Here is a 26,457-nt window from a genome sequence, read left to right on the forward strand (position 1 = left end):
GAATTGTTTGAGTTCATACTATATTACATTATTTTATTATGAAAAAAATTTATATTGATGACGTTGGTAGTGGTTTTCCATTAGTTTTGGTACATGGTTACCTTGGATCATCAGAAATGTGGTGCAATCAAAGAGATTATTTTTCAAAATCTTGCAGAGTTATATCACCGGCATTACCTGGTTTTGGAGAAAGTAGTAGTGCCCAATCTTTAGATTCAATCAATAAAATGGCTCAATTTGTTATTGATATTCTTGAAGAAAAAAAAATACAGAAATTTAATTTATTAGGTCACTCAATGGGTGGGATGATAGTTCAAGAAATGACCAAAATTATAGGGGATAGAGTTAATAAACTAATTTGTTTTGCAACAGGATCAATAGGTGAAATACCAGGAAGATTTGAAACTATTGATGAAACAAGAAAAAAATTGAAAAATGATGGAATTGATATTTCATTTTCAAGAGTTCCAAAAAAATGGTTCGTAAAAGGCGATGAAGATAAAAACTACTATTTATGCAAAAATGCTGTTGAAAATGTTTCTCTAGAAACAGCAGATAATGCTTTAATAGCTATGAAGAATTGGTCGGGAATACACAATCTGCAAAATATTAAAAATGAAACATTAATAGTTTGGGGCGACAAAGATACTTCATATAATTTTGACCAAGTTGATACACTTAATAAGAATATTAAGAATAGTAGGTTAGAAATTTTTGAAAATTGTAGTCACAATGTTCATCTAGAAAAGCCAAATGAATTTAATATTTTAGTTGAAAAATTTATAAATCAGTAAAAATCTTTTTTTTATTAAGCTTTTTAATTATCTTATATGCGCCTTTAAATTTTTGATGTTCGTGTAATTTACCAGGAAATGCAACACATCTAATTTTTGCTTTCAAAGCTGATTTCATGCTTTCCTCTGTATCTTCTATTGCTAAGCATTCTGTAGATCTTATATTTAGCTTTTTAAGAGCAATCTTATATATATCGGGATAAGGTTTTTTTCTTAATACAAGTTTATCGTTACCAATAAAATTAAAATCTTTTTTATCAATAGTATTTTTCAAAGTAAAAAAAATTGAATTTATATTATTTACCGTAGTAGATGTTGCAAAACCTAATTTGATATTATTTTTTTTACAAAAATTTATAATATTTGAAACTCCAGCCCTAGGTTTTATTTTATTTTTTTTTAAGTAATCATTAAAAATCTTAGTTTTTAAGTCTCTTAGTTTTTTGGTATTAATCTTGACACTTTTTTTATTTGCATATTTAGATAATCTATTTTCACCACCTGACTTTTCCAATAATTTTTTATATTCCGATGTACTCCAGTACCAATCTAATCCGAATTCTTTAAAAGCCTTATTAAATGATTTTCTTTGAATATTTGATGTTTCTACTATTGTTCCAATAGATCCAAATATTACCGCTTTATACTTTATCAACCTTTCACAGCTCCAGCAGTCAAACCACTTATCACTTGTTTTTGAAAAAACATTACTAATAAGAATAAAGGTGCTGTAGCAGAAACTACTGCAGAAACTGCCCACATCAAATTACCTTCGTGTTGATTGGTTCCAAGATAACTCTGAATTTTAGGAACCATTGTATGATTTTCTTGATTAAGCAATAACGCTGTTACAGTAAAATCGTTGTATGCAAGCATTAAACTAAATAAACCAGCTGTAATAACACCTGGCCACATCACAGGCATAATTATATGTCTGAATGTTTGAAAGTATGTACATCCATCTATTAGTGCACTTTCGTCAAGTTCTTTTGGAACAGTTTTAAAAAAAGAATAAAGTAGCCAAAGTGTAAATGGTTGATTAATCGCTATTAACACTACAATTGTTGTAGGTAGAATTCCCCAAATTTGTAATTGAAAAAAAGGAAATAAGTATCCAGAAACTAAGGTTATATGAGGCATAGCTCTAAATACTAATGCAATAATTAAAATCCAAAATGCATAATTTTTTGTAGATCTTGATAAAGCGTAAGCTCCTAAGGTTCCAAGAAACAAAGAAACAGACACTACACTTACAGTTACTATTATCGTGTTTCTTGATGCTTTCCAAAATTCACCTTCAAACCATGCACCACTATAAGCTTCAGTTGTAAAACTTTTACCAGTTTCCAATAATGTGTTGAAAGCTGTTATTGCATACCACCAATCAGCTCTTGAAAAAAAGTCTGCTCTTACTTTAAAAGAACCCCAGAAAGTCCAAATAAATGGAAAACATGCTAGCAATAACCAAATAACTATAAACATAGTATTGAAGGTTTTTAAACTATTTGATTTTTTATCTAATCCGTAATCCATTATTATCTATTTGTTCTAAATTCTCTCCAAGTTCTTATTAAAACTGGCGTTAGTATTATTGCTATTCCAATTATTGTCATTATTGAAGTTGCAGCTGCTGAGCCAAATAAAATAACCTCTTCATTAACTAAATTATCATATATCAACCAAGATAATGATTGAGCACTACCCTGTGCGCTAAAACCAATAATAGGTTCAAATACTCTAAAGTTATCCATTAAAGAAATTAAAGCTACAAATGTTACGACAGGATAAATATGAGGTAAAACAATATGCTTAACTCTCTGAAATCTTGAAGCACCATCAATAATAGAAGCTTCTAACGGTTCCTGAGGAACTGTTTGTAAAGCTGCATAGAATACCACAAAAGCAAAAGGGGAGTGATGCCAAATACCATAAATAATAATTGTGATCCAAGTCAGTGTTTTAGAAGATTTAACTGATAGATAAGGATCATTCATCAATATTTGTAAATTCGCTCCAATAATTCCTTCTGCATCTACCATCCAAAATAAAACTAAAGAACCCACTAATGGAGTTACGATCATTGGTAAAATTGTACCAAAGATTAATGCACCTCTTATTTTTCTAGAAATTGAATTTAGACTAAGGGCTATAACAAACCCTAATAATAAAACACATGGTGTAACTATAATACAATAAGTAAAAGTAAAAATTAATGCTTTATAAAAAGGTAGATTGCCTACTTTAGTTAAAAACTCTCCAGTTGAATTGCTCTCATTCCAAAAATTAGATAATTGGTCAGTTGCTAAATGATTTCTGTCTACATAAGTTCCAAAACCATTAAATTTTCCGAGTGGCTTTTCTTCCCTAATTTTTGAAGATGCTTCTTGATCAATTTGTACTGAAACCTTGCAGCCAAATGGATCACATTTTTTAACTTCTTTTAAAATCTGATCGTGTTGAGCATAAAAAGACTGAACACCTGTTGATATAATAGGTAAGCCAATGAATAAAATCATTGCTAAACCAGTTGGTAAAAAAAACCAAAAAAAACTTTTATTAGGCATGAATTTTAGTTAAGTGGGGAATAAATCCCCACTTAAAGATTCTTAGATATTATAGGAAACCTTGTTCTTTTGCTTTAGTATTATAAGCAGCCTCAACATCTTTTAATGCTTGTTCAGCTGTCTCATTTCCTTGCAAAAATTCAACAATTTCATTACCCAAGGCACCGTGCATTAGTCCCATTTGAGGTAACATTGGATAAGGTTTTGCACCCATTTTAACTGCTTCAATTACACCAACAGATTTTGGTCCTGGAACAAATCCTTCAACTAACCAAACCGCTTGGTCTGAAGCTTTTGCTACCATTTCTTTTGAAGAAGCGGCATGAGCCATTGCTCTAAAAGAAGCTTCTGCATCTGCATCTGGTCTATTTTTAGCAAGTGTAAATCCATCCCACCAAAGTGTTGCAGCAGGAATGTTTCCACCACCAACAGTTGCTGGTGCAACTAGTTTAGTAGCTGCAGTAATTTTAGCATCACCTTCATCATCTAAAAGAGTTCCAGATCTTGAAGCCCATAAAGTCATAATGGCAACATTTCCAGCTTCCCATTCCACTTTAATTGCTTCACTATCATGTGTTAAATAATCAGGATTACTTAAATCAGCTAATTTTTTTAACATATTAAGAGTTGCTACACCTTTAGCATTATTAATACTTGGTTTTGCTGACCCAGCTTCAAAAAATTCACCACCATGACCAATGTACATGTTTACAAACTCTTCAGCTAAGTTCCAGCCAGCTTTATAAGCTGCAGCGTAAGGATATTTCATTTTTCCTGCTGCTCTTATTTTTTCAGATGCTGCAACAACTTCTTCATAAGTTTTAGGTATTGCAATACCATTAGCTTTTAAAACATCTGTTCTTACATATAAATGTTGAGTATTAGCCATAAATGCTACAGCCATAACTTTTCCATCAATAGTAATTAACTGAGAGTCTTGAATGCCTTTTCCATATTTTTTAACTAGATCATTCATAGGTCTAATCAAATCACTATTCATTAATGGAACAATTGAACTGTTTGCTGCTACTCTAACAGAAAATTCTGAAGGGTTAGCAGTTAATGCCGGCACAGCAATTTTATTATGCTCTGCTGAATGTGTTACTTTAAAGTCTGCACTTCCTTTACATTCTTTAGCAGTATCAACAAGAGTTCTTAGTGCTGGAAAATCATTAGCTAAAATATTGATTGATCCAGATTTAATATTACAGTCTGCATTAGCATAAGTACCAAATACTAAAAATGATAATGCGATTAATATTTTTTTCATAGTTATTACCTTTCTTTAAATTAAGAGACTAAACTCTATCAAATACTTAAAAGTATTTATAAGGACATTTTGTCGTTTTTTTAAATAATTTTAAAGAAAAAAATTAAATAGTTTTTGATGCTAACTCTGTACCAATTACAAGGGACTCTAATTTTTTATAAACTATGTTTTCGTCAACATTTCCAAATCCAGCGAAAGTACTAAATCCACAATCTGTTCCAGCCATTAATTGATCTTTGTTAATTACTTTTGAGAACTGAATAAGTCTATTTTTTACAACCTCTGGGTGTTCTATAAAATTAGTAGTAGAGTCGATCACACCCGGAGCTATAATCTTATCTTGAGGTAATTTAATGCCCTCAAATGCTTGCCATTCATGAGAATGTCTTGGGTTTGATGACTCAAGTAGATACGTCCCAACATTTGCTTTTAAAATTAAAGGTAAAATTTTATCTAAAGAAATATCATGTGAATGAGGTCCTTCATAATTACCCCAACAAATATGCATTCTAATCTTAGATTGTGGAATATTTTCTAAAGACAGATTAAGAAATTCAATTTGCTTTTCTGCTCTTTTTAAAAATTCATCTTCTGATAAATCTTTAAATGTCATGTGTCTAGCTAAAGCAAGATCAGGACAATCTAGCTGTAAATGTATCTCATTAGAAACAATTTCCTCATACTCCTGTTTCATAAGCTTTGATAAAGAATCTAAATATTCATCATCATTTTTATAAAATTTATTTGGTAAGAAAGCAGAAATTACCCCAGGAGAAGCTGCATTCATAAATGCTTGATTGTGATTATTCTCTTTGAGAGCATCTTTAAAATTATTGATATCTTTAGTTAAAGATAAAGTGTCTTTAATTTTTAGCTCATGAGTACAGCAAGGTCTTGTATAAGTTGGTGTTCCACCTGTTCTTGCAATTCGTTCTTTAAATGTTGGAAAATCATCAAGATCTCTTGGAGCTTTTCTTTCACTTTCACCTGAAAAGCCATCTATTCTATCTTTAACATAAGTTGCATAACTAATCTTAGACATTTCTCCATCACTTATAAAATCAACACCTAAATCAATTTGTTTTTTTACAATTTTTTTTACATCTTTTTTAACTACTGCATCAAAATTATCTAAATCTATTTTCTCTTTTTTATCTTTTTTAAAAAGAAGATCAGAAAGTTCGTCTGATCTTGGTAAGCTTCCAACATGTGTTGTTTTAATTCTAGTCATTTAATTATTATTCATTAGAATTTGTTTCCAGATCGCAACTTCATCAAACAAAACCCATTCTCTTATTACTCCATCTTGATTTAACTCCACATGATTTATTCCCATAATAAATAATTTAGTGTTTGTTTTTTTACCATAGTCTTCACTATCTTTGGAATGAATACCATCTAGAAACCATCTAATAGATGCTCTAGGGTTTTTGTTAGGTTCATCTAAATATCCAACATGTTCAATGGTGAATTTAACATCAGTAAAAATATTTTTTAAAGAGTTCCAAAATTTAGAAATATCCTCTCTCCCATGACCTAATTTATTTCCTGGCCAGTAAATACTGGAAGCTCTATTATAATCTTTAAAATCATATCCTTTTTCAAAAACTTTACTTAATATTATTGAATACTTTTCACCCACAGAGTTTTTTTTTATTTTCTCAGGTTGGTAATCTGATGTTTTTATATCATCTTTATCAAATAATTTTTTAGCTTTTTCTAATCCGCCTTCTTTATCAATCATTATTTGAGCAAATTCTTTTGGAGTATAACCAATTTGTCTTACCATTGCTCCTTGATCTCTTACAATCCATTCGTCATAGACTTGATTATCTTTACAAGCACAATCTGCTATTACTCTATAATAAATATCTTTACCAGTGGGTTTGCCATAAAATCCATCTCCTAAATGTGTTCCTTTGCTTAAAATTCTATGTGAAGAATGATAGCCTTTATCATCATTACCGTTCCAAATAACATCTTCTCCTAACAATTGTCTATTTGGAAACTCTTTTAATGTATTATAAGTTGCCTCTATAACTGGTTTGTTGCCATAGGTAATTCCAAAAGGAGACCTAACTGGAATGTCATCAGTATAAAAATCAGCAATTGAATCTACATCTTTTCCTTCCCATATCTGTTTAGTAATTTTTAAAATATAGTCTGGAAAATCTCTGTATTTTTTATCAAAGCCCTTCATTAAGCTTTACTAACACAATTTAAAAAACATTCTTCATTATTATCAATAGAAATACTAACCTTAGTATTTAACGGAAGGGAAAATGTATCTTTTGAATTAATATTAAATTCATCTTTTTCAATTTTAACTTTCCAAGTTCCTTTTTGTGAAAATAAAATGGTTGGTTTATCAAAGATTAAATCTTCAATTAGACCTTTTTTAGCTTTTAAAATACTTAAATTAAAACCAGTATTATGATTAATTAAATGATCATATTTATTGGTGGAAAAATCACTTCCAATAACCTGAATTAATTTAATTCCATTATGTAAATCAATCTCGTGATTAGTTTGATTTTTAAATCTACAAATAAACTTTTCAATTTCATTTATTGGGTAATTATCAAACTTTTGCAGCATTTCATTTGTGATAGGCTCTAATAGTTTACTATTAGAAGGTATTTTACTTTCTTTTAGATCAATTAATGAATTATCATCCAATAAAGCTAGACCAGTTTCTTTTGCTTTAATCAAAACATTTGGAACCCATGTTATTATTCCTGGATCATCATTACCCAACACAACAAAAATTAAACCTTCTTCATCACCAGCATTTTCGAAACCTCTAAACATATTTGTTGGCATAGAAATAATATCACCTTTACTTAAAATTATTTCATTTCTACCATCTGCACCCCAATAAAATCTCCATTTACCAGAATAAATTAAAAAAACTTCAGCAGTTGTATGACTGTGTAATCCAGAACCATTTTTTGGATTGGCACTAACAGCACCAAGGTTATAACCATGAGGTTCAGAAATCTTAACTGATTGTTGACTATCTTCTGCGACACCTGGCCCTACGATTGAATAATTTTTTCTTTCTTTGTGACCTTCAATTCTTCCCTCTACAAAAGGCAAGGTACTAGGTGTCAGTTCATTAAATCTTGCAATTCTTTCAGTCATAATATTTATTGTGTTTTTATTAAATATAATTGTTTTATATATGAAAATTGAAAATTTTGACACAGGACTTAAAGGGCAAGAAGACGTCGAAAATATTATTATTACCCCTAAAGAAAATTATGAAAACAAGCAAAAAGTAAAAAATTATTTAACAGATATAGTTCATTCTGGAAAATCTAAGCTAGATGATAATTTAAACAAATATTTTGCTAAAGATATTAAGGTTAATTGTTTTCACCCTGTTAATGAGTTTAGTGGTCTTGATAAATTTAAAGATGATTACTGGTTACCATTATTTGAGTCTTTCCCTGATTTAGAAAGAAGAACACAACTAATAATTGGTGGAACTTTTAGAGATAAAATACAAGTTGCTTCAATCTCTACACTTTCTGGAGTTTTTAAAAAAGATTGGCTTGGTATTAGACCTAATAACAAAATGGTTAATTTAAGATGTTGTGAAATACATGAGCTCAAAAATGACAAAATAGTTGAAAGCCATATCTTAATAGATGTTATCGATTTAATATTTCAAACAGGAGTTTTTCCTATTCATAAATCAAGAGGTGCTGAAGGTAATTGGCTAAACCCAATTAATACTGATGGTGTAAATTTCTTTGAAAAAGATATCAACATTTCAAAATTAAATTTAGAACAAGCTTTGATCATGCAAAGAAGCCTAAATATTAAACCTGAACTAGATACAAATTCAGATGAAGATTTAAAATTAAAACTTATTGATCATCCACAAGCTGAGTTTTGGCATGATAAAATGATTTGGTATGGACCAAGTGGAATAGGGACCGCAAGATCTTTAGAGGGTTTTGTGGATAATCATCAACTTCCTTTTAGAAAAACTTTTAAAGAAAGAAATTACTGGAAACTGGGTCATTATTCTGAATTGGGAGATGGAAAATTTTCTCTAACTGCAGGATGGCACAGTATTCAAGCAACTTATGGTTCAAATGATTGGTTAGGATATCCTCCAAACAATAAAAATGTTACAATGAGAGTAATGGATTTTTATCATCATGATGAAGGAAAAATTAGAGAGAACTGGGTTCCAATTGACATAGCCCATATTTTAAACCAAATTGGTGTTGATATTTTTCAACTAATTAAAAAATCATAATGTCTAATATAAAATTTACTAACATTCATAAATCATTTGGAAATAATAAGATTATAAATAATTTTAATCTTAAGGGTAAAGAAGATGAATTTTTAGTTTTAGTTGGACCTTCAGGTTGTGGAAAATCTACTTTATTAAGAATGATTGCAGGATTGGAACAAATTGATGAGGGTGAAATATTTATTAATGATCAATTAGTTAATGAGCTACATCCGTCAAAAAGAGAAACTGCAATGGTTTTTCAATCTTATGCATTGTACCCACATATGAATGTTTATGAAAACATGTCATTTGGTCTAAAAATTGAAAAAAGATCTAAAGAAGAAATTGAACAAAAAGTTATGCAGGCTGCAAAAATTTTAAAAATTGAAGAATTATTAGAAAGAAAACCTAAACAGCTTTCTGGAGGTCAAAGACAAAGAGTTGCTATTGGAAGAGCTATTACAAGAAATCCAAAAATTTTCTTATTTGACGAACCATTATCAAATCTTGATGCTGCGTTAAGAGCTGAAATGAGGGTTGAGATTTCAAAACTTCACAATCAAATAAAAACAAATATGATTTATGTAACACACGATCAAGTTGAAGCTATGACTTTAGCTGACCGGATAGTTATTTTAAATCATGGAAATATTGAACAAGTTGGAACACCAGATGAAATATATAGCAATCCTTCAAATATTTTTGTTGCCCAATTTATTGGAACTCCAAAAATGAATATTTTAAAAATTACAAGTGATAATATTATTTCAAATAACGAAATTAAATTTTTAGGAAATTCAATTAAAATTGACGGAATAAATTTTTCTAAAAAAGACTATTATTTAGGTTTAAGACCTGAACATTTGAGTGTTTCAGAAAATAGTGAATACAAGTTTAATCCAAAAGTAGATTTAATTGAAAATTTAGGTAATGAAAAAATAGCCTATATCAAAATGGATCAATACGAAATCAGTGCAAAAATTCCAAGCCATCACACTATTGAAAATAGTATTGGCTTTAATTCAAAAGATATTTTTGTATTTGATGAAAATGGAAATAGAGTTAAATCTTAGTTAGAAAAACCATATTTTCTTAATCTTACATCACCAGTCCTTGCGTGAGCTTCCATTCCTTCGTATCTTGAAATTCTTGCACAAGCAGCTCCAACAGTTTTAGTTGCCTCTTTAGACATTCTTTGAAAACTTAAAGTTTTGATAAATTTTCCAACAAACAAACCACCGGTATATCTTCCAGCACCTTTTGTAGGTAAAATATGATTTGTACCAGAACATTTATCGCCATAGGCAACAGTTGTTTCTTCTCCAATGAATAGTGATCCATAATTTTTTAATCTTTTATGAAACCACTCTAAATTTTGTGTTTGTAGTTCTAAGTGTTCGGGAGCATATTCATCGCTAATTGTTGCCATTTCTTCATCTGTATCGCAAAGAATTACCTCTCCATAATCTCTCCATGCAGCTCCTGCATTTTCCCTTGGTAAGTCTGGAAGTTCAGCAATTAATTCTGGAACTCTTTTTATTACATAATCAGCAATTCTTTTACTTGTTGTGTATAACCAAGCAGGAGAGTTATACCCATGTTCAGCTTGACCAACCAAGTCAACTGCTACCAATTCTTCATCAGCTTTGTCATCAGCAATTACAGCTATTTCAGTTGGACCTGCAAATAAATCAATACCAACTTTTCCAAATAACATTCTTTTTGCTTCTGCAACAAACTGGTTACCTGGACCAACCAATATATCAGCTGGAGCATTACCAAATAAGCCATTAGTCATTGCAGCTATACCTTGAACACCACCTAAGTTTAAAATTGAATCTGCACCACAAAGGTCCGCTGTATAAACAATTGATGGATGAACACCTACACCTGGTTTTGGTGAACTTGCTACAATAATATTTTTTACACCTGCAACTTTTGCAGTTGTTACACTCATTACAGCTGAAGCTATATGAGCATATCTACCAGCTGGCACATAACAACCTGCTGTATTAACAGGAATTAGTTTTTGTCCTGCAAACAACCCATCAGATAATTCAACTTCAAAATCCTGACCATAATTCTTTAATTGTGCTTCAGCAAATTTTCTAACTCTTTCATGAGAAAATTGAATATCATCTTTTGTTTTTTGATCTAAACTCTTTTTAATTTCTTCAATTTTTTCTTTTGAAACGACTACATCACCTTCATACTTATCTAATTTTTTAGAATATTCTTTACAACCTTCTTCTTTAGATTGCTCAATATCTTTTAAAATATTTTCAACTATTTCTCTTGTTTTTGTATCATCTGTTGAAGAAGTTTTTGGTGATTTTTTTAAATATTGTATAGCCATTGTTTAATTCCTTTATTTTAAGAGGTTCTTAATAAAGTATAAAATGTTTTAATTCAATGATTTAAAAATAAAATCTATAACCAATATTAACACTAACAACACACAAGATAATAACTAGGAAATATAGACTTATATAATCAAATGGTCTCATTTTAATACCTTGAATTAATCTAGGGCAACTACAGCAGCAGCAATAGATGCTAGTCTTGCCTGAGCTTCATCGGATCTACTTGTGATTACAACTGGAACTTTTCCACCAACCACAACTCCTGCCGCACATGCTCCCATAAAATAAATCATCATTTTAACTAGACCATTTCCAGTCTCAACACTTGGAACCAATAATACATCAGCTTCACCAGCCACTATATTTTTAATTCCTTTTATTGCTGCTGATTTTTTTGAAATACTATTATCAAAAGCAAGTGGGCCAAATACATCAGCTTCTAAGTTTTCTTCTTTTGCTATTTTTGTTATTTCTGCTGCATCTAAAGAACTAGGAACACTATCTAAAACTTCCTCTGTAGCTGATAAAACAGCAATTTTTGGTCTAGTTATTCCTATTCTATTAGAAAAATTAATTACATTTTTAAGAATATGCATTTTTGTTTTTACATTAGGTAAAACATTTAAAGCTCCGTCAGTAATGATTAATGGCTTATCATCCTTTTCTACTGTCATATGCCAAATATGGCTTAATCGAGTTTTGCCTAATAAATTATACTCACGCTTTAAAACTTCTTTCATTAGTACATCGGTATGAATATGACCTTTAACAATTATCTTTACTTTATCTTTGCTAGCAAGTTTTGCAGCAATTTTTGCAGTATTATTTTCTACTGGTTCATCAATAATTTCATACTGAGAAATATCCCATTTCAAATCTTCAGCACATTTTAGAATTTCTTTTTTATCTCCAATAAAAATAGGTTCTATTAAATTTTCATTTACCGCATCTTGAACTGAAAGCATGGGCAATGGTTTACCAGCATTTACAACTGCAACTTTTACACCTTTTTTCTTATGAGCTTCATCAAGCAGATTATTAGGACAGATAATTTCTTTATTTGAAAGCATAAACAATGATTATAATTAAATTTAAAAATGTATATAGTAGTTTTTATTTTTTTAGATACTAGATTTTATTAAATGATTAAAGAATTCAACGTTAATTTTACTGAAAAAGAAATATCTTTGGTTTATCAAAAAGTAAAAGATTATCCTTGGGACTCTATGGTTGATTTAGAAAATTGGGATCATGGAACTAATAAAAATTATTTAAAAGAATTGTGTGATTATTGGATTAAAGATTTTGATTGGAACAAACATCAGTTAGAACTTAATAAATTTTCAAACTTTACTACTAATGTAGATGGGCATGAAATTCATTTTATTAAAGAAAAAGGAAGTAATCCAAATTCTGTTCCATTGTTACTTCTGCATGGATGGCCAGGATCTGTTGTTGAATTTTTAGAAATTATAGAAAAACTTGCACATCCTGAAAAATTTGGAGGGGATAAAAAGGACTCTATTGATGTAATAGTTCCTTCACTACCTGGTTTTGGCTTTTCTAGTAAGCCATTAAAACCTATTGGTCCAAGAAAGATGGCTGAAATTTTTAACAAACTCATGACAGAAAATCTTGAATATAAAAATTATATTACCCAAGGTGGAGATTGGGGAGCAACAATTGCAAATTGGCTTGGTTATGATCATTCCAAATTTTGTAAAGCAATCCATATAAATTGTCTTACAATGCGCCATCCAGATGGACCTCAATCTGATGAAGAAAAAAAATGGCAAGAAAGATTTGATAAAGATCAAATTATGCAAGATGGATATAGAACGCAGCAAGCAACTAAGCCTCAGACATTAAGTTATGGAATGATGGATAGTCCTGTTGGTATTGCTGCTTGGATATTAGAAAAAATGCATGGTTGGTCTGATTTAAAAGATAAAAATATAGAGAGTGTTTATTCAAAAGATAAATTGCTAGCAAATATTACGGTTTATGTTTTAACTAAAACTTTCAATACAGCTACTTGGATTTATTATGGAAGAAGAGAAGAAGGGGGAAGATTATTTCCAAGTAATTTCAAAAAAATAAAGATTCCTACTGCAGCAGCAATATTTCCTGCTGAAATGTCTGAGTGGCCACCTAGATCATACGTTGAGAAAATTTTTAACATTAAACAATGGACTGAAATGCCAGCAGGAGGCCACTTTGCTGCATTGGAAAAGCCAGATTTACTTGTGAATGATATTAAAAAATTCTTAAGAGGCTTGAAATACGACCCTTACGATGAAAGAGGTGGTCAGTTTACTAATTTAAAATTTTAATATCTTTTTCATCAATATTTAAAAATACATCTTCTCCAACTTTAAATACGTCATTTGTATCTCCTGAAACAACATATAACTTCCCTATTTTAGAGTTTAAAATATATTGATAGCTACTACCAACAAAAGAAGCGTTTTTAATTGTTGCATGAATACAATTATTGTTATTGTTTCTTTCGATTTTTATTTTTTCTGGCCTTAAAGCTAAAGTAACTTTATCTTTAAAATCTTGATTATTTTCAATCTTAACACTCATTTCAGCTAATTTAAGTTCGTAGGTATTTGATTGTTTATTAATTATTTCAGCAGAGACATCATTTGCATCACCAATAAAATTAGCAACAAATTTATTTTTTGGAAAATTATAAAGATCTTTAGGACTCCCTTGTTGAGCAATCACTGCTTTATTCATAACGATAACTTTATCTGATATTGCTAAAGCTTCTTCCTGATCATGTGTTACATAAATTGTTGTTACCCCAAGTTTTTGTTGAATTTCTCTAATATCTTCACGAACTTGTCTTCTAAGTTTTGCATCCAAATTTGAAAGAGGTTCATCAAATAATAATACTTTAGGTTTTAGTACAATTGCTCTAGCAACAGCTACTCTTTGTTGTTGACCTCCAGATAATTCTGAGGGCATTCGGTTTTCATATCCATCTAAGTTTACTAATTTTAAAGTTTCTAATGCTTTTTCTGTATATTCTTCTTTATTAACGTTGATCATTTTTAATCCATAAGAAACATTTTCAATAACACTCATATGCGGAAATAAAGCGTAAGACTGGAATACCATCGAGACATCTCTGTCAGTTGCTGGCAATATAGTCACGTCTTCATTATCAACTAAAATTTTTCCACTTGTGGCTCTCTCAAGTCCTGCAATTATTCTTAATGATGTAGTTTTTCCACACCCAGATGGACCAAGTAAAGTAGTTAAAGTTCCAGCTTCAAAAATACAACTGACATTATCAACAGCCACAGTTTCATTGAATTTTTTTGTTATATTTTCAAATTTTACTTCAGCTTTTTTCATTACCCTAAGTTTCCTTGTAATATACCTGCAGATTGATCTCTTCTTCCTAATTTACGTTTGCCTATTATTAATTGCATAAGCAGTATTGTAAACAACATAACAACTATTAGTGCGGACGAATATACTATCGCTAGACCAAAGTCGTTATTTTCTAATCTTCCTAAAATGTATGAAACAGCTAAGTCATAATTTGCACTTACAAGGAAGATAACAGCACTAATTGCCGTCATTGCTCTTACAAAACTAAATACTAGAGATGCAGTGATTGCAGGTTTAAGCAGTGGAAGAATTATATTTCTAAATGTTTGAGAGCTAGATGCATTTAAAGTTGATGATGCTTCGTCTAAATGAGGGTCAAGCTGGTTCATTGCTGCCATTCCTGCCCTTACCCCAACAGGCATATTCCTAAAAACAAAAGCAATTACTAAAATTATTCCTGTTCCTGTCAGCTCAAGAGGAGGAACATTAAAAGCAAAAACATAACTTACCCCAATAACACTTCCGGGGATTGCAAAGCTTAACATGGTACCAAATTCAAAAGCGTTTTTACCCTTAAATTTGTGCCTTGTAAGAAGATAGGCTGTTAAAATACCGATTGCAGCTGTTGGTAATGCGGAAATTATTGCTATCGCAAATGTTGTATTAAATGAATTCCAAGCTGTACCAGTCCACAGTAATCCTCTTTCTTTAACCCAATCAATGCTAAACGCTTCAATATAATGTTTAAAGGTGAAACTATGATCTACACCCCACATTTCAACAAAACCTCCAAACATAATCATCAAATAAATAATAAATGTCAGTAATGCCCATGGAAGTACAGTTGAATAAATTATCCATTTAGTTTTCTTTGGAAGCTCAGGATGCATACCACTATCGCCTTTACCAGAAATTGAAATATAGGATTTTTTACCCAACCACTGGTTTTGTAAATAAAACACTACGAGTACAACTGATAACAAAATCATTGCAAGTATCGCTGCTTTTGTTTCATCATATTGTGCACCAACAATTGCAAAAAATATTTCTGTAGATAAGACATCATATTCTGCCCCTAACACTAATGGATTACCAAAGTCTGCCAAGCTTTCAATAAAGCCAATTAAAAATGCATTTGCTATACCTGGTCTCATTAATGGCAAAGTAACAGTTTTAAAAACTTGCCACTTAGAAGCTCTCAATGTTTGTGATGCTTCTTCCATTGATGGGCTAACACTTTCAACAACTCCGATTAAAATTAGAAATGCAATAGGGGTAAAGGCTAGTGTTTGGGCAAACCATATTCCTGGTAAACCATAAATCCATCTGGAAGGTTCAATATCAAAACCCCATTCTAAAAAAGTACTTACTGCACCTGATCTTCCAAATAAAATTATTATTGCCAAACCAATTACAAAAGGGGGAGTGATTATTGGTAATACAGATAGTATTCTTATTGTTTTTTTAAACTTAAAACTAGTTCTTGCGATTAAAAGTGCAAAAGCTAATCCTAAAATTGTTGATGAAAATGCTGTAAGAGTTCCCATTGTAATTGTATTCCAAAAAACACCACAAGCATAATCGCTATAAAGACAATCCAGTCCCCAAATTCCTTTATTTAATATTTTGTCTGAAAAATTACTTATTTCATAGCCACCTTCAGTCCCTTTAAAAGCAACTGTAAACATTCTAAAAATTGGGAAGAATACAAAAGTTGAAACTAAGATGATGATGCTTCCAATACTACCAACAATAAAATTATCACCATTTAGCCATCCCCTTGAAGATAAACCATGTGTTATATAAAAGATAAATGTACAACAGGTTAAAACCGCACCAGATCCTACGCCAAACTGATTTTCTACATCACCAAATATTGATTGAAAAATTTCAAAATTCCATCCTCTAATACCAATTGAAAATCCTTGAAGAAAAAAATAAAAAAAACCAATTAATCCTGAATATAAAAAAATCTTTGAATAAAGAGGATTATTTTGACTTAATTTAAGTGTTGCTAAAGGAAAGAATAGGGGAGCGGTTAAAGGCAAAAGCCAATATTTATTATTGATAAATACTTGCGGTAGTACTGAACCGTAATCTTCTAAAGAGTATTCTTTAATCCAGTTAATTGAGAAAAACCCGTCACCCGTTACATACCATGGAAAGATTAGGAAACCCAATCCTCCTATGAGCATCCAACAGATAACGAGTCCTCTCATTAATTCCTAATATTATCTAGGAATTACAGATACGTCGTTGTCCCATTTAGATAACAGGCCCGCTCTAGTACTTTTATCTCCATAAACTTTAAAGTTATAATCAATTAAATTTATAGTTGATAAATCTGGAGCATCAGGATCAGCTTGTGCTTTAGTATTAGAGGGCACTTGCAAAGATTTTCCTGAAGTGAAAACCATAGTTTGAATCGGGGGACTTAAAGCCCAGTCATAAAACTTTTTAGCTTCCTTCATATTTCTTGCACCTGCAATAATACTCATAGATCCAACTTCGTAACCAGTTCCTTCAGCAGGAGAAACAGTTACAACAGGCAAACCTTTTTTAGTTTGTTTCACACCATCGTGTTGGAAACATATACCTATTAAGTTTTCACCTCTACCAGTTGCTTTAATTGGAGCAGAACCAGATTTAGTATATGTATTCACATTCAAATGAAGCGCTTTCATATAATCCCAACCTTTGTCTTCACCAAAAATCTGAATAATAGTTGCTAAAGTTGTATAAGCAGTTCCAGATGAATTTGGATTAGCTATTTGGATTTCACCTTTATAGATAGGTTTAGTTAAATCCATCCAAGATTTTGGAGCTGGCAAACCTTTTTTTGCTAAAAGTTCTTTATTGTATCCAAAACCTAATGCACCAACATAAATACCAACAGATTTATAGTTTGCATTTACAGCTTGGTTTTGAGCTGCTGGTAATAAATCATTAAAATGTTTTGATTTATATTCTGCAGTTAGATTTTCTTGAGCAGCTGTAAGGTGTGGATCACCTGTTCCACCAAACCAAACATCTCCTTTAGGATTTGAAGATTCTGCTTTTATTTTAGCAAATGTTTCACCACTACTTGCTCTTGTCATTGCAACTTTAGTGCCTGTTTCTTTTTCATAAGCCTGTTCCAGCATTTCACAAACATCTATTTCAACACTGCAATATAAAGTAAGTTTTGCAGCAGAAGCTTTGTTTGTTAGACCGAACAATGTAAATAAAAGAACCAAAGCAATCGAAGCTAGTTTCATTATATTTTTCATTATGTCCTCTCTCTCTAGTTAATATTTTTGAAACTTAGTATTAATTAATGAGGTTTGTCACTATTTTTCTCGTAGTTACAACAATTTACAATTACAGGTTTAATAGAATTGATATTTATAATTGAAATAATATAGTTAATCTATTGGAAGGATAATTTATGGAAATAGTAACTAAAATAGCACCAATTTGTTTGGTGTTAATTATGCTTGGACTAGGTCTTGGCCTTTCACTAAAAGATTTTACTAGAGTACTAAGAACTCCAAAAGATTTTTTTATTGGTTTTTTTTCTCAATTACTAATTTTGCCAATTATAGCTTTAGGTATCGCTTTAATATTAGATCTTTCAGCTCCAATAGCAGTTGGTTTAATGATAATTGCAGCAGCACCAGGTGGAGTTACTTCAAATGTATTAACTAAATTTGCAGATGGAGATGTTGCTTTATCAATCTCGTTAACCGCGATTATAAGCCTAATCAGCATCATATCAGTCCCATTTGTTGTCATTAACTCAGCCGAATTTTTAGGAGTAGTTGTTTCAAAAAATATTTCAATGGCAGGCATTGCATTAAAGATGGCACTAGTTGTAACAGTACCGGTTATTATTGGAATGATTGTTAGAGGTTTTGCTGAAAACTTTATTTCATCTAAAATTAATATTATTAATAAATTAACTGGCTGGTTATTTATAATTGTCTTTGCTGCAATTTGGATTGAAGAAAAAGATAATGTTTTAAATTATCTTGCTCAAGCAGGTTTAGCTGTTTTAATTTTAAACGTAGTAATGATGTTGATAGCATATTTTATAGCTAAAAAATTTGTGTCAGGAATAGCTCAACAAAAATGTATCGCATTAGAGTGTGGTTTACAAAATGGAACTCTAGCAGTGTTTGTTGCAACATTAATGTTTGATGATATTACTTATGTGATACCAACCGCAGCTTATGCACTAATCATGTATATAACTGGTTTTATATTTATATATATCTTAAGAAAAACAAATTAAGAATTAATAATGTTAATTTGATTAAATACTCTATAGACAAAGTTACTCCAACTTAAAAAAACTTGTTTTTGCATTTCTTTACTGTCTTTAAAAGCACTGTCTTTAGCATCTAAAGAAATTAACTTTTTATCATTTATAGTTAAAAATTTTTTATTAATTAACCATTTTAGTTTTCTCACAACAGTAGGTCTTGGAATACCTGTTATATCAGATAATGACATTGCATTAACACCCCTTAGATCAGATCCCATAATTTCTTTAAAGTATGAAGATCTGTTTTTTTTTGAAGGATTAAATTGTTTACTTTGTGTTGCATTTATCACTACAGTCATACCAATACATAAAGTTTCTAAATCATTAATTTGAGCTTTCCACCTAGTGGTATAATCAAATAAAAATTTGTAGAACTGATACCAACAAAAAGAATAATTTTGTTTGATTGAACTTATTATTTCTTCAATTTCAAAAACATTATCAACTTCTCTTTCATCTTTTAATATTTTATTGAATTCATAGAGCAATAAACTCAATTCTTTAATTGCAATATTTACACGATCTGTTGATAAACCTGATCTATAAATTAAAATCCTTTTTTTTACTCTTTTGATGATCGCTTTATCTTCTAATTCTTTAACTTTTCTTCTCACACTTTCTTTAGGTATTTTGAGATCTTTTGAAATATCACTAATATTTATCTTGTCGATTTCTAGAGGATTATTTTCAAAAAAAGTCTCAAAATTTACTATTAAACCATTTTTCCGATAGAAAATGAATTGCCTGTTTACTAAATAGATTGCTATTAAATATTTATCAATATCGCCATATACACCATAAGCTCTTGTTAGCCAGTTAGTTATAAAAGGGTAAAAACGAGGTGCTAATTTACTAAAATTTTTATCTATAATTTTAAAGATTTTATCTTCGTCAATTTGATTGGATATACTGGGTAATTGCTTCATATATTTTAAAAAACCCAATTTGAACGATACAAATAAAGGAGTCAACCCATTTTGGACAACGTCATTATATCCAAATATATTGAAGCATGATTTATTGTCGTCAATGCATACAAAAAGCTTAAATAGAACATCTAATATTATTAAGACCTCAAGTATAAATGTTGATGTTCTAAAGCAAAATACATCTCCAGATATTAGATTAAAAAGAACATGTATTAATACTCTAAATAAAAGACTTCATGACTCAAAAAAAAAAGATAAGCTAAAAAATATGGTTATAGTTTCTTCAGTCTTATTATCGGTTGGAGCTTTAAGCTTTATTGTAGGCTAAAAATTTTTTAAAGCTTCTAAATCTTTCTTTATAATATCAGGAATAGATATTTCTTTTTTCAAATTCTGTTTGTATCGATTAAATTTATTTTGCCCTGGATACATTATCTCTTTAATTCCTTTAATCTTAGGAAGTTTTTTAATTGTTTTAATATTATCTTTAATTCTTTGATTATAATTTTTTTGAAATAAATTTGCTTTAAAAGTTATAAATAGATGTCCTATATTTTGTGGACCACTAAAATCATCAAAAGGATCTTTAACTCTTCCTGCATGATTACCACCAGTTAAAACACCACTTAAAATATCCACCATCCAAGCAAGACCTGATCCTCTAAAACCCGCTATTGGTAATTGAACTCCAGCTAAAGCTTTTTTTGCATCAGTTGTTGGGTTACCTGATTTATCTAGAGCAACACCCTCTGGAATTTTTTGATTATTTCTTGCAGCCACTCTTATTTTGCCTCTATTTATGACTGAGATTGATGTGTCTAATATAAAAGGAATTTTAGAACCAGTAGGGGTTCCAAAACAAACAGGATTTGTTCCAAACAAAGATTTTAAAGCACCATGAGGTGCAACAGCTGGTGGAGCATTTGTATAAATCATTGCTATTAAATTTTTCTTAACTGCTTGTTCTGCGTAATAACCTGATAATCCATAGTGACCACTATTCTTTACAGCTACCATCCCAATACCGTTTTTTTGTGCATGTTTAATTGCAGTTTTAATTCCAAGATCTGCTGCTACAAAACCAATACTATTGTTTGCATCTATATGTGAAACAGACTGAGAAATTTTCTTTATTTTAATTTTAGGTTTAGGATTAATTACTTTTTTTGAAATACGATCACAGTACATTTTAAGTCTTGATAAACCATGACCATAAGCACCAACTAATTCTGCATTAATTAATGCATTAGCAGAAATTAAAGCATGATCTTTACTGAGACCATATTTTTGAAAGATTTTTATAATTTCTTTTTTAAGAATTGGGGTTTTCACTATTACCCTTTACCACGCCATGGAATATATTTGTCTATAAGTTTTCTTAAAGTTACATCAAACAATAAACCTAACATTCCCATAACAAAAATAGTGATCCAGATAACTTCATATTGGAAGTATTTTTTAGCAACATTTTCAACAAAACCTATACCAGTTGTTCCTGCTAAAAACTCGGCAGCAACCAATGTTCCCCAACACATACCAATTGCAACTCTAACACCTGTCAAAATTTCTGGTAATGAGTTAGGAAATATCACGTATCTAAGTATTTGCCATCTAGAAGCACCCAATGAGTGTGATGCGTGAATTTTTGATAATTGAGTTCCAGATGCTCCAGCTCTAGCAGAAATAATCATGATAGAAAATGATACCATAAATAGTAAAAACACTTTTCCAACATTATCAATTCCAAGTACTGATATAATAAGTGGAGCCCAAGCAAGTGGTGGCACAGGTCTATATAATTCAATTAATGGATCAAAAAAGCCTTTAGCAAATCTATTTAAGCCCATAAATAATCCAAGAGGAACTCCTAAAATAATTCCAATCACTAAACCTAACAATACTCTTAAAAAAGAATCCCATATGTGACCCATTGGAATTGGAATTTTAAATAGACTAAACTCTCCAGATACTACGCTTAAAACTTTACTTTTAAAGTTAGGCTCAACTACACCAAATTCATTATGAACAGGGTATTTACCTGGAATAATATCTGCAATCCAGTCAGGTAAAACAAAACCAACAATTTTGCTTACATCCATCATTTCAAACCAAAGCAGGGGAATATTTTTAAATCCAATACTTGGTTTTGATAGAAGAATAAATTTGCTTAATGTATCTGATGGTTTTGGTAACCATCTACCAGAACCTTGTTCAGAGCAATTTGGGCCACTTGATACAATGGTTCCTGCTGGAAATAAAAGAATATCAACTAATCTTAAAGATCCTTGTTCATTTTTTTGCACCTCATCAAATGTAAGTATAGAATTTTGCATACTATCCAATGTGTTTGGTGGAAAAATACTTGCATATTCAATTCGTCTTGCAATTTTAAGAACATCTTTAGCTAATGTTGAGGCTACTTCTTCACTATCATCTGCTGCTTTTCTAAATGCTTTAACATCATCTTTGATTTCTTTCATTACTGATTTGTACTGAAAGTTATGATTTCTTAGCTTAAAGAACTCATCACTAATTACTTTTAATTCTTGAGCAGCAGCATCAAATTTTAAACCCTTATTAGTCTTAGGAATTGTTGGAACTTCAACTGTATTTTCTACAGCAGTTCCAGATGCACCCCAACCACCTTCAGCTTGAGCATCGATTAATCTTTTATTCCTTTGTTCTAAACTTTCATAAGGATAATCTTCTTTTTTAAATTCATTTGATAATTGATCAATTTTACCAGCAAGTTCTGAAATTTTAATTTTTGTTTGATTTTCAAGTAAACTTTCATTTGTTAATAATGGAATAGTTGATTTAGTTTTATCAATTAATCCTATTAAAAAAGATCTGTGTTGTTCATTTATATCTTTTGAATTTTGAATTTCATTTTTAAGTTTAGCTATATTTTTATTTTCAGCTTTAATAATTGATGTACTTTTAAATTCTCTTTCTTCAATTGGAAATAAATATTTTAAAGATAATAAAGAGTCATTTACTTTTCCAACTTGACATAATTCGTTAGCTGATTGAGGATAAAACGATTTAGCTATATCCCATGAATAATAAAGCCATGTAAGTAAAATGACACTACTTCCAACAATAATCCAGTGGGTACCTCCTTTTGCTCTTTCAGGATTTCCAAAAACTGCATCAACTTTTTCAGTTCTAATAAGTTTTCTGCCATACATAATGCAGCCAATGATGGCCACAATAATTGCAAAGGTGATAAATTGAGTAAACATTTTATATCTCTTTACCCATTATTTCTTCCTCCATGTTCCAAATCATGGTTAAAATCTCTTCTCTTTTACTTGTAAAATCTTTTAAGTTTTTAATGTCTCTTAAATCTTCTTTTAATCCCATTGATGCAAAAGGAAGATTATATTCTTTGTGAATTCTTCCAGGTCTTGGCGCCATTACATAAAGTCTTTCACCGAGTAATAGCGCTTCTTCAACTGAGTGAGTAATTAAAATAATTGTTTTTCCAGTTTCTTTCCAAATCTTTAAAACTAAAGACTGCATTTTTTCTCTAGTAAGTGCATCAAGCGCTCCTAAAGGCTCATCCATTAAAATCAAATCTGGATCATTAATCAAACATCTTGCAAGAGCAACTCTTTGCTGCATACCACCTGACAATTGATAAGTAGGGGTGTTACCAAATCCTTGAAGACCAACAATTTCTAACCACTCCTCAACTTTTTTTGCAGTTTGAATTGGATCCTCTTTTTTCATTCTTAATCCAAAATTTACATTTTCAGCAACAGTTAGCCACTCAAATAGAGCTCCTTGTTGAAATACCATTCCTCTTTCAACACCAGGTCCATTAATTTCATTTCCACCTAAAATGATTTGACCTGAGGTTGGTCTTAAAAATCCTGCTGTAATATTAAGTAAAGTTGTTTTCCCACATCCAGAAGGCCCAAGAACTGTTAAAAGCTCTCCTTTTTTTAAAGTAAAGTTAACATCTTTTAATGCGTGAACTGTTTCTCCTTTAGGAGTTTTAAAAATCATGTTTAGATTTTGTGAAATAAGATCACTCATAAGCAAACTTTATATTAGATTGTTTTAAAAAAATAGGCACCAACTATTTCTAATTGGCGCCTATTAAAATTTATTTTACGCTCTAAAATTAAAGAGGTAAAAAGCTTGTGTCAACTGCTCCGTTAGGAGTATCCATTCCTTTTAAGAAACCAGCAAGGTTTCCAGAAGTCATAGACTTTTCAGTCTCAGCAGGTGAAAGAAATTTAAATCCACCGATTGTTTCTTTCATATCACCAAGTTTCATTTCAGCATCTTTAGCTATAACACCCATATCTGATTTACCAGATGCATATCTAGCATTTGCTTCGTGAGTTACTTCGATGAAAGTTCTTAACATACCTGGATTTTCTTTCATGAATTTGTCAGTTACAGATGTAATATCTATACCTAAAATACCAGCATCTCTAGCTTCTTGAACAGTTAAAAGTCTTGATCCAACTGCAGTTGCAGCTTTGATAGAGTTACCACCAAATAGACAAGCCATAACAACGTCACCACTAACTAATGCAGCAGCACCTTCTTCTGGATCCATTTGAATAACATCCATTTTAGCTCTGTCAGCTCCAATAACCTTCATACTTTCGTCAAAAACATATTCAGCCATTGTTCCTAGCGGAACAGCAACTTTTTTACCTTCTAACTCAGAGCCATTTGCTTTTGTAATTCCAGAAGCATTAGATGTAACACAAGTTGTTCCACCCATTCCATATTCCATAGCAATGTCTACAAGTTTTAAAGGAGCTTTTGATTTAACAGCGTTAATGAATGGCACTAAACCTTGTGAGTAAGAAATATCAATATCTCCTGCTAACATAGCATCAGTCATTGCACCACCATTTGAAAAGTTAGTCCATTTAACCGGAACACCTAGAGCTTTTTCGTAAATACCTTTAACTTTATCTTCTTGGTTTGGCGTTGGCCATTCTAGAAAGAATGCAACTCTAACTTCTTTAGCAGCTGAATTTGCAACTGACATAGAAAGGTTAAGAGCAACGATAGACCCAAGAATAAAACTTAATATTTTTTTCATTATTATCCTCTTGTTAATTTAATTAAATTAACCTTATTAAAATTCAATTTAGGCTTGATGTAAAACAAAAAAAACAATTTATACAATCTGTAGTTGTGTCAATAATATTCTTTTAAAGTATTTATTTTAGTCTAGAGAGGACGTAGATTTAAAAATACAAAATTAATTACAAAGAGAGAAATTTTTTATGAGCTCAGAAAATAGAACTTCAGTACCAAATTCATTAAATGAACATTGGATGCCTTTTACATCAAATAAAGATTTTAAAGCAAACCCAAGATTAATAACTGAAGCTAAAGGAGTTTATTTAAAAACTCACCATGGAAAAACTCAAATTGATGCAAGCTCAGGATTATTTTGTAATCCTTTAGGCCACGGTAGAAAAGAAATTACAGAAGCTGTAACAAAACAGTTGGAGACTTTAGATTACGCTCAACCATTTCAACAAGGTTTTGGTGGATCATTTGAATTAGCTACAAGAATTTCAAAACATACACCTGGTGATCTTAATAAAATGTTTTTTACAATTTGTGGATCTACAGCAGTTGAAACTGCTATTAAGATTGCAGTTGCATATCATAGAGCTAAAGGAGACGCTCAAAGATTTAGATTTGTAGGACGTGAAAGAGGGTATCACGGAATGAATATTGGATGTGTTTCAGTAGGTGGAATGGTTAATAATGTAAAAACATTTGCAAGTATTTTAATGCCAGGTGTTCAACACATTAGACATACGCATTTGCCAGAACATAAGTTTGTTAGTGGACAGCCAGAGACTGGAGATTATTTGGCAAATGATTTAGAAACTATTTGTCAAAACTTTGGTGGTGAAAATATTGCTGCTTGTATTGTTGAACCAATTGCTGGATCAACAGGAACTTTAGTTCCACCAAAAGGATATTTACAAAAGCTTAGAGAAATTTGCGACAAACATGGAATTCTTTTAATTTTTGATGAAGTAATAACTGGTTGGGGTAGAACAGGCTCTAAGTTTGGTGCACATGAATTTGGAGTAACACCTGATATTATGACAATGGCAAAGGCTACAACGAATGGAGTTGTTCCAATGGGTGTTGTCGCTTGCCACGATGATATTTATGATGCTGTAATGGATGCTTCACCAACAGGTGCTGTCGAACTTTTTCATGGATATACTTACTCAGGAATTCCAGTTGCTGTAGCAGCAGCTTTAGCTGTTCAAGATATTTTTGAAAAAGATGATATTTTTAATAGAGCAAAAAATTTAGCACCTTATTTCCAAAAAGGATTATTTTCTCTTCAAGACTTAGAGTCAGTTGATAATATTAGAGGATACGGAATGATGGGTGGTATTGATATGAAATTAAATACTAAGCCAGGTAAAGCAGGTTATGAATGTTTCAAATCTTGTTATGAAGCAGGAGTAAACTTTAAGGCAACAGGTGATTGCTTGATTATCGCTCCACAATTTATCTGTGAAGAAAAACATATTGATGAAATTATTGATAAACTTAGAACAGGTATCACTAACTATCAAAAAAACCAAAAAAACTAATTAGTTTTAAAAAAATTAAT

24 protein-coding genes are annotated in these 26,457 nt (G+C 30.7%); 7 read left to right on the top strand and 17 right to left on the bottom strand.

What is annotated here, in order from left to right; translation table 11 throughout:
• Positions 1-38: 38 nt before the first annotated feature.
• On the top strand, positions 39-794 hold the full coding sequence (locus tag F754_RS0102375; protein ID WP_023648319.1) for an alpha/beta hydrolase: 756 nt from the start codon (positions 39-41) through the stop codon (positions 792-794).
• Here F754_RS0102375 and F754_RS0102380 read toward each other — a convergent pair.
• The 7 genes from F754_RS0102380 to F754_RS07560 all read right to left on the bottom strand — a co-directional run bounded on the left by F754_RS0102380 (position 781) and on the right by F754_RS07560 (position 7,772).
• A complete protein-coding gene (locus tag F754_RS0102380; RefSeq protein ID WP_023648320.1) occupies positions 781-1,449 on the bottom strand; it encodes an HAD-IA family hydrolase in 669 nt (222 codons plus the stop codon). The genes F754_RS0102375 and F754_RS0102380 overlap by 14 nt on opposite strands.
• Positions 1,446-2,327 (bottom strand): carbohydrate ABC transporter permease, encoded by an 882-nt coding sequence (locus F754_RS0102385; protein WP_023648321.1) that lies wholly within the window; start codon positions 2,325-2,327, stop codon positions 1,446-1,448. Before F754_RS0102385 ends, F754_RS0102380 begins: the two co-directional genes overlap by 4 nt.
• A gap of 2 nt (positions 2,328-2,329) precedes the next feature.
• On the bottom strand, positions 2,330-3,358 hold the full coding sequence (locus tag F754_RS0102390) for a sugar ABC transporter permease (protein WP_023648322.1): 1,029 nt from the start codon (positions 3,356-3,358) through the stop codon (positions 2,330-2,332).
• 49 nt (positions 3,359-3,407) lie between these two features.
• Positions 3,408-4,628, bottom strand: coding sequence for an extracellular solute-binding protein (locus F754_RS0102395; protein ID WP_082254664.1), 1,221 nt, complete (start codon positions 4,626-4,628; stop codon positions 3,408-3,410).
• A gap of 103 nt (positions 4,629-4,731) precedes the next feature.
• Positions 4,732-5,859 (bottom strand): cobalamin-independent methionine synthase II family protein, encoded by a 1,128-nt coding sequence (locus F754_RS07740; RefSeq protein ID WP_023648324.1) that lies wholly within the window; start codon positions 5,857-5,859, stop codon positions 4,732-4,734.
• A complete protein-coding gene (locus F754_RS07745; RefSeq protein ID WP_023648325.1) occupies positions 5,860-6,828 on the bottom strand; it encodes an ester cyclase in 969 nt (322 codons plus the stop codon).
• Positions 6,828-7,772 carry a cupin domain-containing protein gene (locus F754_RS07560; RefSeq protein WP_051332833.1) on the bottom strand — a complete coding sequence of 315 codons (945 nt, stop codon included), beginning with the start codon at positions 7,770-7,772 and terminating at the stop codon, positions 6,828-6,830. The genes F754_RS07745 and F754_RS07560 overlap by 1 nt, the downstream gene beginning before the upstream one ends.
• Before the next feature lie 40 nt (positions 7,773-7,812).
• Between F754_RS07560 and F754_RS0102420 the strand changes: the two genes are divergently transcribed.
• Together F754_RS0102420 and ugpC are read left to right on the top strand one after the other, a co-directional pair.
• The gene (locus tag F754_RS0102420; protein WP_023648327.1) at positions 7,813-8,901 is read left to right on the top strand and encodes an ester cyclase; all 1,089 of its coding nucleotides are present in this window, start codon (positions 7,813-7,815) and stop codon (positions 8,899-8,901) included.
• Positions 8,901-9,956 carry a sn-glycerol-3-phosphate ABC transporter ATP-binding protein UgpC gene (gene ugpC / locus F754_RS0102425; RefSeq protein ID WP_023648328.1) on the top strand — a complete coding sequence of 352 codons (1,056 nt, stop codon included), beginning with the start codon at positions 8,901-8,903 and terminating at the stop codon, positions 9,954-9,956. The genes F754_RS0102420 and ugpC overlap by 1 nt, the downstream gene beginning before the upstream one ends.
• Here ugpC and hisD read toward each other — a convergent pair.
• Together hisD and F754_RS0102435 are read right to left on the bottom strand one after the other, a co-directional pair.
• Entirely contained in the window at positions 9,953-11,239 is a 1,287-nt protein-coding gene (gene hisD, locus F754_RS0102430; RefSeq protein WP_023648329.1) for a histidinol dehydrogenase, read from the bottom strand. The two genes, ugpC and hisD, sit on opposite strands and share 4 nt — an antisense overlap.
• A 165-nt stretch (positions 11,240-11,404) precedes the next feature.
• Entirely contained in the window at positions 11,405-12,316 is a 912-nt protein-coding gene (locus tag F754_RS0102435) for a bifunctional enoyl-CoA hydratase/phosphate acetyltransferase (RefSeq protein WP_023648330.1), read from the bottom strand.
• Between the two features lie 72 nt (positions 12,317-12,388).
• Between F754_RS0102435 and F754_RS07565 the strand changes: the two genes are divergently transcribed.
• Positions 12,389-13,579 (top strand): epoxide hydrolase, encoded by a 1,191-nt coding sequence (locus F754_RS07565; RefSeq protein WP_023648331.1) that lies wholly within the window; start codon positions 12,389-12,391, stop codon positions 13,577-13,579.
• On the opposite strand, the gene F754_RS0102445 is transcribed toward F754_RS07565, so the two are convergent.
• Genes F754_RS0102445 through F754_RS0102455 form a run of 3 tightly spaced genes read right to left on the bottom strand, consistent with a single transcriptional unit; the run spans position 13,563 to position 17,863 of the window.
• Positions 13,563-14,615 carry an ABC transporter ATP-binding protein gene (locus tag F754_RS0102445; RefSeq protein ID WP_023648332.1) on the bottom strand — a complete coding sequence of 351 codons (1,053 nt, stop codon included), beginning with the start codon at positions 14,613-14,615 and terminating at the stop codon, positions 13,563-13,565. The two genes, F754_RS07565 and F754_RS0102445, sit on opposite strands and share 17 nt — an antisense overlap.
• Positions 14,615-16,813, bottom strand: a complete 2,199-nt coding sequence (locus F754_RS0102450; protein WP_027303439.1) for an iron ABC transporter permease — start codon at positions 16,811-16,813, stop codon at positions 14,615-14,617. Before F754_RS0102450 ends, F754_RS0102445 begins: the two co-directional genes overlap by 1 nt.
• 12 nt (positions 16,814-16,825) lie before the next feature.
• Positions 16,826-17,863 (bottom strand): ABC transporter substrate-binding protein, encoded by a 1,038-nt coding sequence (locus F754_RS0102455; RefSeq protein WP_023648334.1) that lies wholly within the window; start codon positions 17,861-17,863, stop codon positions 16,826-16,828.
• Positions 17,864-18,021: 158 nt separating this feature from the next.
• Between F754_RS0102455 and F754_RS0102460 the strand changes: the two genes are divergently transcribed.
• Positions 18,022-18,867, top strand: a complete 846-nt coding sequence (locus F754_RS0102460; protein ID WP_023648335.1) for a bile acid:sodium symporter — start codon at positions 18,022-18,024, stop codon at positions 18,865-18,867.
• Here F754_RS0102460 and F754_RS0102465 read toward each other — a convergent pair.
• Entirely contained in the window at positions 18,864-19,826 is a 963-nt protein-coding gene (locus F754_RS0102465) for an Lrp/AsnC family transcriptional regulator (RefSeq protein WP_027303441.1), read from the bottom strand. The genes F754_RS0102460 and F754_RS0102465 overlap by 4 nt on opposite strands.
• 103 nt (positions 19,827-19,929) lie before the next feature.
• Between F754_RS0102465 and F754_RS0102470 the strand changes: the two genes are divergently transcribed.
• Complete coding sequence (locus tag F754_RS0102470; RefSeq protein WP_023648337.1) at positions 19,930-20,157, top strand: hypothetical protein; 228 nt, start codon at positions 19,930-19,932, stop codon at positions 20,155-20,157.
• Here the strand turns inward: F754_RS0102470 and F754_RS0102475 are convergent.
• The 4 genes from F754_RS0102475 to F754_RS0102490 form a co-directional block, all read right to left on the bottom strand.
• A complete protein-coding gene (locus tag F754_RS0102475) occupies positions 20,154-21,161 on the bottom strand; it encodes an Ldh family oxidoreductase (protein WP_023648338.1) in 1,008 nt (335 codons plus the stop codon). The genes F754_RS0102470 and F754_RS0102475 overlap by 4 nt on opposite strands.
• A 2-nt stretch (positions 21,162-21,163) precedes the next feature.
• Complete coding sequence (locus tag F754_RS0102480; protein WP_023648339.1) at positions 21,164-23,074, bottom strand: ABC transporter permease subunit; 1,911 nt, start codon at positions 23,072-23,074, stop codon at positions 21,164-21,166.
• Position 23,075: 1 nt separating this feature from the next.
• Entirely contained in the window at positions 23,076-23,873 is a 798-nt protein-coding gene (locus tag F754_RS0102485; protein WP_023648340.1) for an ABC transporter ATP-binding protein, read from the bottom strand.
• A gap of 88 nt (positions 23,874-23,961) precedes the next feature.
• Entirely contained in the window at positions 23,962-24,903 is a 942-nt protein-coding gene (locus tag F754_RS0102490; RefSeq protein ID WP_023648341.1) for an ABC transporter substrate-binding protein, read from the bottom strand.
• 187 nt (positions 24,904-25,090) lie between these two features.
• Between F754_RS0102490 and F754_RS0102495 the strand changes: the two genes are divergently transcribed.
• Positions 25,091-26,437: an aspartate aminotransferase family protein gene (locus tag F754_RS0102495; RefSeq protein WP_023648342.1), complete on the top strand. Its 1,347-nt coding sequence runs from the start codon at positions 25,091-25,093 to the stop codon at positions 26,435-26,437.
• Positions 26,438-26,457 lie beyond the last annotated feature (20 nt).

It is taken from the genome of Candidatus Pelagibacter ubique HTCC8051 (assembly GCF_000472605.1).
GTDB classification, from domain to species: Bacteria; Pseudomonadota; Alphaproteobacteria; order Pelagibacterales; family Pelagibacteraceae; genus Pelagibacter; species Pelagibacter communis_B.